Source organism: Sphaerospermopsis torques-reginae ITEP-024, assembly GCF_019598945.1.
In the GTDB taxonomy this organism is placed as follows: domain Bacteria; phylum Cyanobacteriota; class Cyanobacteriia; order Cyanobacteriales; family Nostocaceae; genus Sphaerospermopsis.
The window spans coordinates 1,692,867-1,706,105 of sequence record NZ_CP080598.1 but is presented as its reverse complement, the minus strand read 5'-3'; the positions used below and the strand labels follow the sequence as shown (position 1 = coordinate 1,706,105).

Sequence of the window (13,239 nt, the reverse complement as noted above, 5' to 3'; positions counted from 1 at the left end):
ATGACAAATAACTTAACAAATACGCTAGTAAAGACCTTCTAGTTGTAGAGTGAAATCAAATAGCCCTAATTTATCCTCAATTGAACATTCAAAGGGAAGATAATCATGGTTCAACGTGGTTCCAAAGTACGTATTCTCCGCCCCGAGTCCTACTGGTTTCAAGAAGTAGGTACTGTTGCTACTGTAGATCAAAGCGGAATTAAGTACCCTGTAATCGTCCGTTTCCCCAGTGTTAATTACGCTGGTGTTAACACCAACAACTTTGCTTTAGATGAATTAGTAGAAGTGGAAGCACCCAAAGCTAAAGCTGCTGCTAAAAAGTAAGCAATACAACAGTCATGAGTCCTGAGTGCTGAGAATTGAGTATAAAAACATGGAAAAGCAGTAAACTAAATATGCTGATTCTATGCCCTTCATCTAATGTTGAGGTATTACTCAAAACTAAACACCCAGCACTCATTACTCTAAAAATGCCTGAACTGCCTGAAGTTGAAACAGTACGACGGGGTTTAAATCAATTAACCCTAAATCAAGAAATTACGGGGGGAGATGTGTTGCTACCACGCACCATCGCCCACCCTTTTTTTGTTGAAGAATTTATAGAAAAAATTAAAACCAGTGCCATTAAATCTTGGCATCGTCGCGGTAAATATCTTTTGGCTGAACTCTCCTCTTCTTCTTGGTTGGGCGTTCATCTGCGAATGACAGGGCAATTATTATGGTTAAATCGAAACGAACCCTTACACAAACACACAAGGGTAAGATTATTTTTTGGGGATAATCAAGAATTACGCTTTGTAGATCAGCGCACCTTCGGGCAAATGTGGTATGTTCCTGGTAATTTACCTGTAGAAAGTATTATTACAGGTTTAGCCAAACTAGCAGTAGACCCATTTTCCCCAGAGTTTACAGTTGAGTATTTAGCAAATAAACTGCAAAAAGTTCGTCGTCCGATTAAAACAGCCTTATTAGATCAATCAATAGTTGCGGGATTAGGTAACATTTATGCTGATGAGGCTTTATTTAAAAGTGGAATATTACCAACTACCATCTGTACAGACTTAGATAAAAAACAAATAGCACCTTTAAGAACAGCGATAATTGATGTTTTAGCTGCCAGTATTGCTGCTGGGGGAACGACTTTTAGTAATTTCCTTAATGTTAAAGGTGTTAACGGCAATTATGGCGGTGAAGCATGGGTTTACAACCGTGCTGGAGAACCTTGTAAAGTTTGTGGCAATATCATCCAGCGTATTAAATTAGGTGGGCGTTCTAGTCATTTTTGTTCTCAGTGTCAAAGTTAGTGCTGAGTCTATATGCCTGTTAAAATTTTATGAGGGAAAAGATTATATCTGAAAATGGCGGCCAATTTAGCCGCTTTTTTGTTGACGTTACAAAAATTTATGATTAAAATAGCGGCTAGGCAGTTTTAGTAAGTATTTATTACTATTTATTGCCTAAACTCAAATTATGTTAAGAAATGTGTTTACAAAAGTAACGATTCCTTAATATAATCTAATTAAAAGAAAAATTCAAAATTGATTGTAAACAGTGATGAATCCGATACAAATTCCTTGGCTATCAGCCATAATTGTTTTGCCGTTAGTGGCATCCTTAGTCATTCCCCTCATTCCTGACAAAGACGGTAAAACCGTTCGCTGGTATGCTTTAGGAGTAGCTTTTGCAGACTTAGCATTAATGATTTATGCGGTTTGGCAAGGTTACGATTTCCAAAGTTCCGCTTTACAACTCACAGAAACTTATAGTTGGATACCTCAAATTGGTTTAAATTGGGCATTAGCGATTGATGGTTTATCAATGCCCTTGGTGCTACTAACAGGTTTAATTAACACATTAGCTATATTCGCGGCTTGGAAAGTAACCAATAAGCCGCGTTTATTTTATGCGTTGATGCTGGTGATGTACAGCGCCCAATTAGGTGTATTCCTCGCCCAAGACTTGTTATTATTTTTCTTAATGTGGGAAATTGAATTAGTACCTGTTTATTTATTGATTTCTATTTGGGGAGGCAAAAACCGCCGTTACGCAGCTACTAAATTTATTCTCTACACAGCCGCCGCATCTATATTTATTCTCGTAGCTGGTTTAACAATGGCGTTTTATGGTGATAACTTCACCTTTAATATGACAGAGTTGGGACTCAAAGAATATCCCCAACTGTTAGAATTAGCTCTCTATGCAGGTTTCTTAATTGCTTACGGTGTAAAATTACCTATTTTCCCTTTTCATACCTGGTTGCCTGATGCCCACGGTGAAGCATCTGCACCTGGTTCTATGATTTTAGCTGGTGTGTTATTAAAAATGGGTGGTTATGCCCTAATTCGCTTCAACATGGAAATGTTAGGTGATGCCCACGCTATTTTTGCTCCAGTTTTAGCAATTTTAGGTGTAGTTAATATTGTTTACGGTGCTTGTTGTGCCTTCGCTCAAACCAACCTCAAACGCCGTTTAGCTTACTCTTCTATTGCCCACATGGGTTTTGTATTAATAGGCATTGCATCTTATACCGAAATTGGTATTAGTGGTGCGGTGTTACAAATGGTTTCTCATGGTTTAATTGCTGCTAGTTTATTCTTCTTATCTGGTGTCACTTATGAACGCACCCATACTTTAATGATGAACCAAATGGGTGGTATGGCTAAGGTAATGCCCAGAACTTTCGCTTTGTTTACTGCTGGTGCAATGGCTTCTTTAGCTTTACCCGGTATGAGTGGTTTTGTGGGTGAGTTGATGGTATTCCTGGGTATTGGCACTAGCGATGTTTATAGTTCTAGTTTCAAGGTTGTAGTTATTTTCTTATCTGCTGTGGGTGTGATTTTAACACCTATTTATTTACTCTCCATGTTGCGTCAAGTGTTCTACGGTAAGCAAAGTGAAGAGTTACATTTAGATACTGTAGTTGCTGATGTTAAACCCCGTGAGTTGTTCATCACTGCTTGTTTATTACTGCCTATCATCGGGATTGGTTTCTATCCTAAGTTAGTTACAGAAACCTATGATGTGAAAACTGTGGAAGTTGCGGCTCATGCTCGTCAAGTGTTGCCTGTGGTGGCGCGTCAACAACCTACAAGTTTATATTCTCAAGTTTTTGCTGCTCCCACTTTGGCTAGTGCTGAGTAGTTGTTAAGTTATAAGTTAAGTTACAAGTTTTTTTGGGGGGGTGGTTGTGAAAGCTGCCCCTATTTTATTTTTTTTCTCACGTAGAGACGCAGAGAAGAATATAGAATTATTTTGAATTGCTTATGCACAGAAGATAGTTCTTCCTTGTCAAAATTAGCATAACAGGTTTTTCGGGTGGTGTCAAGGGGTTTGACTCTTTCTATTGGGGAAATTTTAATTTTAAATTTTGATTTTTGAAATCAATGTTGAGTTTCTTTGCGTCAACCTAACCTACTACTAAAATATTGTAATCATACTATTCTAAAATTCCTAACAATATTCTCATTAAATATTCTAAATCATCAGGAATACGATATAGTGAAATATCCTGATAAATTTGCTGATTTGTTTTATCTAACCTACCAAAACGCCAAGCATCCCCAATAGTTACACATCCATAAAAAATATCACCTTCTTCAACTTCAGAAATAGCAATTAATTCTACAGCTAACTGAGTAAAACCCCGTGTTAAATCATCATTTTTTGCCTCAACTACTAATAAACCGGGATTTCGTTTCAGGAAATAATCTAAATTACCTTTTAACCAATTATTCACAGATAATGGATACTCGATTCTGATTTGACATTGACAATAACGAGCAACTTCTAATAATGTAGGTGCTACTAAAGTTTCTCGTCTCGCTGTTTCGCTGCTTAAACTGACTAGAGTTAAAGATTCTTCAATTCTTTGTTTTAATTCTGCTAATCTTTCTAAAGGATGACTACTTTTAGGTAAATCAATATGTTTTCTGATTAAATAGTAACCTAATTCTGCTAATATTTCATCAGCTTGATATGGCATTTCAAAGTAAGATTGGAATGTGTAGGATTGATTTTCTGATAATATTTTTCTACGAGTCATAATTTGTCTGAATCAGGATGTCCAGGATTTTAGGATTTACAGGATAGTTATTGTATCATAGATGAAAATGGTTAGTTAATTGCTATGGAAGATGCAATAAGTGATGATAAGAAAGTGATTATCTCTTGAATTAATGGATGTTGTTGTAATATTTTAATTTCTTCATCGTTGATATTGCTAAATATTTTTTTGTTGATTGATGTTTCTTTACCTAATACTGTTTCTAAAAATTCTTTAGGTTTACTTTGGGCTAGTTGCCATTCTAAGTCAGAAAATTGACGTTGGGCGATTTTTTCAATCAATGGTTTATTTTGGAGGAATATAATTTCTATTTCGGGAATAGCTAAAGATACTTGAAAAGGGGTTTTAGCCGCAGCACGACGTAATAAATAATTAACTAAATCCCTTTTTTCAAATATTTGAGATTCGTTATCTGTATTTGCATCTAAAAGTAAGATTACGGGAATATGTCTAGTAGCGATGAGGGAACTTGCTAATGTTCTTACTTCATACTGACTTTCACCTACTACTATTTTCACATCTTGAATTAAATTTTTAGGTAGTAATTTTTCTATAATTTCTTTGTTTTTATTACCTTCTAATACTATATAAGATAAAGTCATGATATAACCTCAGTTTTAATGTTGTAATTAGCTAGTCCTTGTTCAACACAAAAGCGATATTTTTTGATTAATGCTTGACGTATAAATTTATTTTCTAAGCAATATTCAATTTCTGCTCCTCCCCATAATAGAATAGTTTGTGGTGCAATAAATCCAGCTAAAGTTTCTGAAGCCTCAGTAAAGCCGCTAACACTAAATATACTACCAATAGTTGCTGCTGGTCTGCGTAAAAGTTGATTTCTCAGTTTAGCGATAGGTTCAACTTTTACTGGTTTGATGGTATCTTTACATTCTATTATACAGGATAATCCTTCTGCATAAACTACGCCGTCTATTTGTTCTATTTCTTCTCCATCTATGTACACACTATAAGGCCAAGCTACTTCTGCACCATCAAGTTGAAATGCACGTAATACTAAATATTCTAATGCTTTACCTGCATCCCAAAAGTTTGAGGTCTTTTTTGCTTTAATTTGTGACCATAATTTGATTAAATCATCCCAGTTATAGGTGGTAATTCTTGCTTGATATTCTGTATCTGTAGTCATGATTCTATGTGATGTGTCCTATGTTGTAACTATGATCGTTAATTCTACATTATAAGCATTTCCATTTTCCCAAATCATACAGATCCGCCATTGTTTTGGTGAGATCATTTTTATTTGATTAAATTCTTTAGAAGATATTTATTACTTTCAAGTGAAGGCTATTTTAAACTCCCATTTACTACAACACTATGTAATTGGGAGTTTTTACTTTTTCATTAATCTCACCCTGAAAGACAAATATGTTTTTATGTGCGCTACGCGCAAATTTGTTTCTTGGATATTCTTTGTTTTCCCATTAATCTACACAGGCTAACGCCTGATTAGTGATGAAGGATTCTAGTTTCAAAATCATCTATTTCATTTGAGGTGTTTAAATGATTGTTGAGTTTTCTATTTTCACCCGTTATTCCCAATTTGATGGTATTCCTGTTGGCAGACTTTATGTTTCTCATGCCTTTCTTACACATCCTCTTTTTCTTTCTTGGCTTCCTTCACTTCATGTCATTGATGAACATATCTATAGGGATGGTTCTAAACGTATCTGGTTTATTGCACCTGTTTCTTTCTATTCTTATCTTGCTTCTCAATATCCTAATCCCCGTTTTGCTGCTTATAATCTCTATCTTCTGAGAAAATCAGCTACCTTTTTCAGAGGGCTGAAACCCCCGCATTTACCTGATAGTCACTATATTGACTAATCTTAGTTATTCCTCTATTATGTACTTATGTAATCTTCTATTCCATCCGAAATATAAACTATTATCTGTACCCTCATTTATCTCTTCACTTTCACCAATGAGGTCTTGATTTTTCTCCTCTAATTCTCGCATATAATGTCTGAGAACTCCCCCAACTGCGATCGCTCTCGTTTTGTGTAGTTGACGGGTTAACTCTAGAAACCATTCCCTATCATCCAATAAATCAGACTCTTTTACCTGATATTTGAGAATTTCAGGAATTAGCACTTTTGGATCATGGTGTTTTGCGATCGCTCTCACATCAACTACCGGCTGATAATTAACCCTTAAACACTGCTGCCATAATGATACCCATTTAACTTGAGAAAGATAGCCATGACTGAAATATGAAGGTTGAACCATTGCTAAAAGGTGTATATGTGGGTGTGCTGATATTCCATCTTTACCTTTGGTGACTTCTACAGACTTTACCCAACCTTTAGCTGGCCATGCTTTCAACTCTGATAAACGTTTAAAAGCTTTGTTTATTTCATCCAAGGTTTCCCTGAGTTCTTCAATTTCGCAATTTCTGACTGTGAGAGTGATAAACAACCAACGGTATTTAGGATAATCTGTAACAACTTGGGGGAGAATTTGATAAGCTTTGGCTTTCCACATCATAGAACGTCGCCACTGACAAACCGGACAGTGACGCACTCGACAAAATCGCGCATTAGTTAATTTTAATTTGAGAGTGTTTGCTGTTTCTTCTGATACTAAGCGAAACTCTAGCCACTCAGAACAGCTTTTCACCCGATAAGCATAATCATTCAAAGTTTCATTATCTGCTTTGGCGTAATATTCAGCAACTTTATCAGCATTAATTCGGTGTTTTTCCCAAATTTTACCTGTAGGATCAACTTCAGAAAGACTATCTAAATTGATTATTTTCTCCATAAATACCCGTAGCACTAATTCATATATTTATACTTACAAATCAGTATAAAAAGTAAATTTATTTTGCTAAATTAACCATCAGTAATTATAATTAAATTTATTGTGTTTTATTAAAAATAAGTAATTAACCAGGATGAAAAAGTTGTTTTGTTCGATTCTCATTGTAGTGCTACTATGTAGCTGCAAAGGATCTGGTAAACTTGCAGGTCAGGTAACAAAAGTTGTAATGGCAGGTGTAGCTAGTGCTGTAGGTGAATCTTTGGTAAAAACTGGTAGTGAAGCTATTGCTGATTCATTTAGTAACCAAAACAAACTATCAAAGCAACAGGCTTTATGGAAAACAGCTAATGAGATAAATAAGTCTACGCCTATACAAATAGATCAAGAAACCATACTGAATAACGTTGGTGTAGAGGGTCATAGATTAGTTTATAACTATGAATTGATCAACTATTCATCTTTTGAAATAGATGCACAAAAGTTTGCTTATGCTATACTGCCAGTAATAGAAAATTCTATCTGTAGCATTCCAGAGACAAAACTTGCTTTGCAAAAAGGCGTATCATTTGCCTTTTGTTATTTCGGTAATGATAGTAGATTTATAACCAAATTCATTATAAATCCAGCAGACTGTGGTTATTAAATTAGTATGTCTACAAACTAGATACAGCCTTCTGAATGAAGTAGCTTGTATTCTTCGGGATATAGCGACCAATATTCTTCAATAGAAATTTCTCTATAATCTTTTGGATTATTATGTCTGAAAAATAAATCTAAGGCTTTTTCAGTAATTTTTCCTGTTTCTTCTGGTTTTACTAATACCTTATCTCGATAATAGCCAGTTATCATAACATGAAAAAGCAGGTTTTGAAATATGGTGTCTCTTAACCTAAATTTTTGACCAGACTCAATCATATCAGGCATTGTACCAAGTCTAAATAAAACGTGGGGATCTTGGTTTTTATCTACTGGGGTTAATGGTAGTGGTAAATATACATCTATCATGTTTTTATTCCTATGAACTCTGTATATTTACATATTAACAACTATTTATTAATTTTGGGTTAAAATATTCCGCGTTCTTCCTTACGATGCAAAAATGCTGCAATTTGTGCAAGTGATTTTAACTTCACTGTTTGCTGACATTGAAAATGTGGACATCTTAGATGAAACATATCTAAAACTACATTTGAGTGGTTAGATTTATCTTTTTCTCTCAACATCATAGGTACATGGTGTATTGGACAAAGTATATCTCTATCTTCTTCTCCCAAATGTTGTCTAAGCCTAACAACTGTCTTTTGAATTAGTGGACGAGTAAAACTTTGACCAAGTTCGGTATTTGATAGCTGAAGTTCAAGTATATTGGCTTTGTGGAGTAGAGCGATATCTTGAGTTTGAAATCTTTGTGTACCTCTACATTGATTACTATAATAACCAACACAAGACCAAAAAAAATCATTCAATAAAAATATACTACCATCTTTACGATCTCTATGCTGTAACATCATTGGTTTACCACATACACATCGCTTTTCTAAGACAACTTGCCCCATCTGAAACTGAAGTATGTGAACATTATCATTATTCAAAAATGATGTTTCATAGGAATCAGGATTTTTTGCCTGTTCAGTGATAACTTCCTGAGTTTTGGCTTTTTGCCACTGCTCAAACTTATCTTCACGTTGCTTTTGGAGTTCTTCTAATTTCTCTATATCACTTAAATTGAGAGAACCATCACGCGCCCGCTTTTTCTCAATCTCTGTTTGCTCAAGGTCAATATTTTTGATCTCATTTTGAACATTATAAACAACATGGACATTAACGGAAGTTGGATTTGATGAAGGCTGGTTTTCTACAACTCTCTCTTTTAAAGCCTCATCAACAAGTCTAGAAACATAATTTTTTGCTAGTTGATGAACGGTGTTGATTCCCTTGATAACAAAAGATCCAAACCCTCCAAAAATTGCTTCGATAAATCCCATAGTCCTAATTTTTGAATAGATTTTTTATTCCAAGTTTATATTTTAATGTCTCAAAACAAAACAGCAAATTTACTTAAAAAGCGGTTATTTACATTTGCAGGGTCAGCAGGTTTTGGACAGTGAGGATTGATACAATAGGACATCACGCAAAAATCCGCCCCATCAATAAATGACTGTTATTCATCACCAGTACGAAAATTAAGAATATAAAGTAATAATAATATGTTTAAATCTACTCTAAGTAGAGTAACATAGATTCCGTATTTTTGGCAACTGGTTATACTATATAAATAACAAAATAAGTAGGGGATGCAGTATCGCTAAAGCGAAAGCTTCACTAACGCGCAGCGTGCCATTAAGCATATAAATACAAAACTGAATCAAGGGATTCAGGGATAAAAAGGTAAGAAAATCCCAGGAATAGACATTAAAACCATCAAAAACTGCTCACTTTTCCCCCTGACTCCTGTACGGGTTTAGCACTGCTCATTGGTGTCAACTTAGGCTACTAATAGCTTTTTTGTTTAGCTTCCAAACCCGCCCGGAACTTAAGTTCCGGTCTAATAGCCAAAGTAAACTGAAGTTTACTAAACAATTTAAAAATTTTTATGGTTATTTAGTCATCTTCAGATGACTTTTGCTATTAGACTGGGAATTCATTCCCAGTTGGGCTATGGGTTTTACGTTAAGTTGACACTAATAAGCAATGCGCTTTACCCCTACTGACTCCTGACTCCTGACAATTTAATTCTTATTATTTGTTGTAGTATTTTGAGCAGCTTGTTTACCTAAAACCTCAATAGCTTTAGCAAATTGCGGATCTTCTAAAGTACCTAATTTCTCACGTTCCCTTAACCACAAATCTTGTCTTTGGGCATCAGTTAAATCTACTTTGATATCAGGGTCAATACCATGCTTGTTAATATCTTTACCGCTGGGTGTATGATATTTAGCAATAGTCACCGCTAACCCAGAACCATCGTCCAAAGGACGCACAGATTGTACCAAACCCTTACCAAAAGTTTGTGTACCCACTATCGTCGCCCGTTTATTATCCTGCAAAGCACCGGAGAGAATTTCACTAGCACTAGCAGAACCCTTATCCACCAAAACCACCAAAGGTTTAGTCGTTAAAGCACGTCCTCTGGCTATTTCCCGTTCTTGCTCACCTTGACGGTTAATAGTGGACACAATCGTACCTTTATCCAACCACATCCGGGCAATCTCTACACTGGAAAATAATAAACCACCAGGATTACCACGCAGATCCAAAACGTAACCAGTGACGTTTTTAGCTTCTAACTTATTAATCGCATCTCTCATTTCCTTACCAGCATTAGCACTGAATTGATTCAGTCGAATGTAGCCAATATTACCCGCTGGACTTGGTTTTTCAGCAAACTTAACCGGATGAATTTCAATCCGCGCCCTGGTGATGTCAAATATTTTTTGCTGACCATTTCGCAGAATTTTTAGCTTGACCTTAGTTCCCGCTTCACCCCGAATTAAAGATACAGCTTGGGTAGTATCCATGCCTTTAGTGCTTTTGCCATCAATTTCTAAGATGACATCTTTAGCCAAAATTCCCACTTTAAAGGCTGGTGTATCTTCAATAGGGGAAATTACAACTAATTCCTTTGTTTTTTCATCCTGACTGATAGTGATACCAATACCTGTTAATTCTCCAGAGGTATCAACCTGCATACTCTTAAATTCCTCTGGGTCCATAAACCGGGTATAAGGGTCTTCTAGCTTTTTCAGCATTTCCCGGATGGAATCATAAGCTTCCTGCTGATTACTGTAGGACTTGCTTAAATATTCTTTACGAACAGCTTGCCAATCTACCTGATTAAAAGTCCCGTCCACATATTGACGGTAAACAATTTGCCAAACCTCGTCTATCAATTCTTTGGGACTTGCTTTAAATAAAGCTTGACCACGAGAGTTAATGCCAAGACTCGTAACCGCAATTGTAGAAAGCGTCACTGCTGTAGCACCTAAAACAAGTCTACTTTTTGTAATCACCATAATGACAGCTGTGTCAGAGGGAAAATCTATTGTCAGTATGCCCAATCTAACACAGGATTTGGGGATTGGGGATTGGGGATTGGGGATTGGTGATTGGTGATTGGTGATTGGTGATTGGTGATTGGTAATTGGTGATTGGTGACTGGGCATTTAGCATTAGGGATTGGTACAAATATTCTCCCCCTGCCTCCCCTGCTTCCCCTGCTTCTTCGCTGTCACCTGTCACCTGTCACCTGTCACCTAATTTTAAGGATCTACCCAACGTCCATCAGCTTTAATTAAATTAATCAACTCCTCTACACCTTGATCTTCTGGAACTTTTTTAATTTCTTCCCTGCCACGGTATAAAGAAATAAAACCAGGATTTTTACCTACATAACCATAGTCAGCATCGGCCATTTCTCCGGGTCCGTTGACAATACAACCCATGACGGCAATATCTAAACCTGTCAGGTGTTTGGTTGCTTCCCGGACTTTGTGTAACACTTCTTCTAAATTAAACAAAGTTCTTCCACAAGAAGGACAAGCGACATACTCAACCATTGTTTTCCGCAAACCTAAAGCTTGCAGAATGCTGTAACAAACGGGAATTTCTTTTTCTGGTGCTTCTGTCAAAGATGCGCGAATTGTATCACCAATACCATCGGCTAATAATGTAGCTATTCCCGCAGTAGATTTAATTCTGCCATATTCCCCATCTCCGGCTTCGGTTACTCCTAGATGTAAAGGATAATCCATGCCTAAATCATCCATGCGTTTGGCCATTAACCTATAGGCGGCTACCATGACGGGAACTCGTGAAGCTTTCATGGAAATCACGATGTTGCGAAAATCCAAAGATTCACAAATGCGGATAAATTCTAAGGCAGATTCTACCATTCCTTCGGGAGTGTCACCGTAGGTAAATAGCATTCTTTCGGCTAAAGAACCATGATTGACTCCTATCCGCAAAGCTTTACCTTGATCCCGCAGGGAAACTACCAAGGGTTCTAAGGTTTCACGGATTTTTTCGCCAATTTCGTCAAATTCAGCTTTTGTGTATTCTGTGCGGTTGGTGTTAGGTTTTTCAAATACATACAAACCTGGATTGATACGCACTTTTTCGATATGTTTAGCAACTTCCAGGGCAATTTTCATACCATTGTGATGTACGTCGGCGACAATGGGAACATCACGGTAAGTTTGCTTTAATTTCTGTTTAATTTCCGCTAAGGCTTTGGCATGAGCCATACTAGGAACTGTAACGCGGACAATTTCGCAGCCAATTTCATGAAGACGACGAATAGCGGCTACAGAACCATCAATATCGAGGGTATCTTCGTTAATCATTGATTGTACCACCACGGGGTAGCCTCCGCCAATGGTGACATCTCCCACTTTCACAGGACGAGTTTTGCGGCGTTTGATGGTGGTGTCAAAGACGGGTTGACTGGATGTAATGTTGTTAGTTTCAAGGGGTGGTAGGGTTTGCATAGCCTCAACAGGTAGATTCTCTGTAGCTAAAATATCAGATTGCCAGGGGTTATGTTTATCAGATTGCCATAGTTGAGGCATTTTTGGGTGATGATGTGGGAAATTTACAGCTTCATTTTTTTAGCATTTCTTCAATGGTATTCATAGTATCAACGCTGACTGTGCCAACTCGTTATGAATACCGCATCTGTACCACAATTGGTAAACTTTCTTTACCCCTGTACCGTGCTATCTTGATGATGGCTATTTAACCAAGATTATCTGAATTTTTCCCCACACTCAGTATTCAGATAATTTTTTTCATTTTCCCTAATTTCTCTGCTTTGACCTACCTCAAAAACAGCATGATCAAATTATAAAATTTGGGAAAATTAGGGATAGAATCGCCTAAAAAATATCTGCTTTTCGGTAGACTAATAGCTACACAAAAATTATGTCAATGGGCGAATTTTCTACCAGTTGATAGATTTTAGAATTAGCTTCTACCTTTGGTTATAGTGATATTTCTCTAGTGCAAAGCTACCATGTAAAGGTAGTAGGAAGAGAGAAACATGAAAATTGATATGAATCCTACTGTAACTCGATTACAAGAACAGATTGAATATCCCCGTGAGGGACTTTTCAGCAAGGTACTGGCAAAAGATACAGTTTGTCAATATACTCTCTTTTGTTTAGCTGCTAACACGGAAATTTCTGAACATACCTCTACGCGCAATGCTACTGTCAATGTTGTGGAAGGTAGAGGTTTATTAACTTTATCAGGGGAAGAAATTATACTCGAACCCGGTGTTTTTGTTTTTATGCCTGCTAATACCTCTCATGCTTTACAAGCTGAATCTAATTTATCATTTCTGCTCACCCTTTCTGAAAAGTCAGCAGATATTAATTAATCTTTTTTAATCATTT

Annotated in this window: 15 protein-coding genes; 6 read left to right on the top strand and 9 right to left on the bottom strand. The window is 36.5% G+C overall.

Annotated features, from left to right (window positions below; translation table 11 throughout):
* Positions 1–105 precede the first annotated feature (105 nt).
* The 3 genes from K2F26_RS07855 (at position 106) to K2F26_RS07845 (ending at position 3,141) form a co-directional block, all read left to right on the top strand.
* Positions 106–324, top strand: coding sequence for a photosystem I reaction center subunit IV (locus tag K2F26_RS07855; protein WP_220611011.1), 219 nt, complete (start codon positions 106–108; stop codon positions 322–324).
* 146 nt (positions 325–470) lie between these two features.
* Positions 471–1,304 carry a DNA-formamidopyrimidine glycosylase gene (locus tag K2F26_RS07850; RefSeq protein WP_220611819.1) on the top strand — a complete coding sequence of 278 codons (834 nt, stop codon included), beginning with the start codon at positions 471–473 and terminating at the stop codon, positions 1,302–1,304.
* A 250-nt stretch (positions 1,305–1,554) separates the two neighbouring features.
* A complete protein-coding gene (locus K2F26_RS07845) occupies positions 1,555–3,141 on the top strand; it encodes an NAD(P)H-quinone oxidoreductase subunit 4 (RefSeq protein ID WP_220611010.1) in 1,587 nt (528 codons plus the stop codon).
* 295 nt (positions 3,142–3,436) lie between these two features.
* Here the strand turns inward: K2F26_RS07845 and K2F26_RS07840 are convergent, their stop codons facing one another.
* The 3 genes from K2F26_RS07840 to K2F26_RS07830 form a co-directional block, all read right to left on the bottom strand.
* Positions 3,437–4,042 (bottom strand): hypothetical protein, encoded by a 606-nt coding sequence (locus K2F26_RS07840; protein ID WP_220611009.1) that lies wholly within the window; start codon positions 4,040–4,042, stop codon positions 3,437–3,439.
* A gap of 71 nt (positions 4,043–4,113) precedes the next feature.
* The gene (locus K2F26_RS07835; protein WP_220611008.1) at positions 4,114–4,665 is read right to left on the bottom strand and encodes a hypothetical protein; all 552 of its coding nucleotides are present in this window, start codon (positions 4,663–4,665) and stop codon (positions 4,114–4,116) included.
* Entirely contained in the window at positions 4,662–5,213 is a 552-nt protein-coding gene (locus tag K2F26_RS07830; protein ID WP_220611007.1) for a restriction endonuclease, read from the bottom strand. The genes K2F26_RS07835 and K2F26_RS07830 overlap by 4 nt, the downstream gene beginning before the upstream one ends.
* A 374-nt stretch (positions 5,214–5,587) precedes the next feature.
* Between K2F26_RS07830 and K2F26_RS07825 the strand changes: the two genes are divergently transcribed.
* Complete coding sequence (locus K2F26_RS07825) at positions 5,588–5,911, top strand: hypothetical protein (RefSeq protein ID WP_220611006.1); 324 nt, start codon at positions 5,588–5,590, stop codon at positions 5,909–5,911.
* Between the two features lie 6 nt (positions 5,912–5,917).
* Here K2F26_RS07825 and K2F26_RS07820 read toward each other — a convergent pair whose 3' ends face one another.
* Positions 5,918–6,847: a protein rep gene (locus K2F26_RS07820; RefSeq protein ID WP_220611005.1), complete on the bottom strand. Its 930-nt coding sequence runs from the start codon at positions 6,845–6,847 to the stop codon at positions 5,918–5,920.
* A gap of 133 nt (positions 6,848–6,980) precedes the next feature.
* Here K2F26_RS07820 and K2F26_RS07815 point away from each other — a divergent pair, with 133 nt between their 5' ends.
* Complete coding sequence (locus K2F26_RS07815) at positions 6,981–7,490, top strand: hypothetical protein (RefSeq protein ID WP_220611004.1); 510 nt, start codon at positions 6,981–6,983, stop codon at positions 7,488–7,490.
* Positions 7,491–7,507: 17 nt separating this feature from the next.
* Here the strand turns inward: K2F26_RS07815 and K2F26_RS07810 are convergent, their stop codons facing one another.
* From K2F26_RS07810 to ispG, 5 genes are all read right to left on the bottom strand, one after another.
* Positions 7,508–7,852 (bottom strand): hypothetical protein, encoded by a 345-nt coding sequence (locus K2F26_RS07810; RefSeq protein WP_220611003.1) that lies wholly within the window; start codon positions 7,850–7,852, stop codon positions 7,508–7,510.
* 59 nt (positions 7,853–7,911) lie between these two features.
* A complete protein-coding gene (locus tag K2F26_RS07805; protein WP_220611002.1) occupies positions 7,912–8,832 on the bottom strand; it encodes a hypothetical protein in 921 nt (306 codons plus the stop codon).
* Positions 8,833–8,882: 50 nt separating this feature from the next.
* Positions 8,883–8,975: a 4-Cys prefix domain-containing protein gene (locus tag K2F26_RS25300; RefSeq protein ID WP_367890327.1), complete on the bottom strand. Its 93-nt coding sequence runs from the start codon at positions 8,973–8,975 to the stop codon at positions 8,883–8,885.
* A gap of 601 nt (positions 8,976–9,576) precedes the next feature.
* A complete protein-coding gene (gene ctpC, locus K2F26_RS07800) occupies positions 9,577–10,860 on the bottom strand; it encodes a carboxyl-terminal processing protease CtpC (RefSeq protein WP_220611001.1) in 1,284 nt (427 codons plus the stop codon).
* A 246-nt stretch (positions 10,861–11,106) separates the two neighbouring features.
* Positions 11,107–12,333, bottom strand: coding sequence for a (E)-4-hydroxy-3-methylbut-2-enyl-diphosphate synthase (gene ispG, locus K2F26_RS07795; protein WP_096570327.1), 1,227 nt, complete (start codon positions 12,331–12,333; stop codon positions 11,107–11,109).
* Positions 12,334–12,884: 551 nt separating this feature from the next.
* Here ispG and K2F26_RS07790 point away from each other — a divergent pair.
* A complete protein-coding gene (locus K2F26_RS07790) occupies positions 12,885–13,223 on the top strand; it encodes a cupin domain-containing protein (protein WP_246605549.1) in 339 nt (112 codons plus the stop codon).
* Positions 13,224–13,239: the final 16 nt, after the last annotated feature.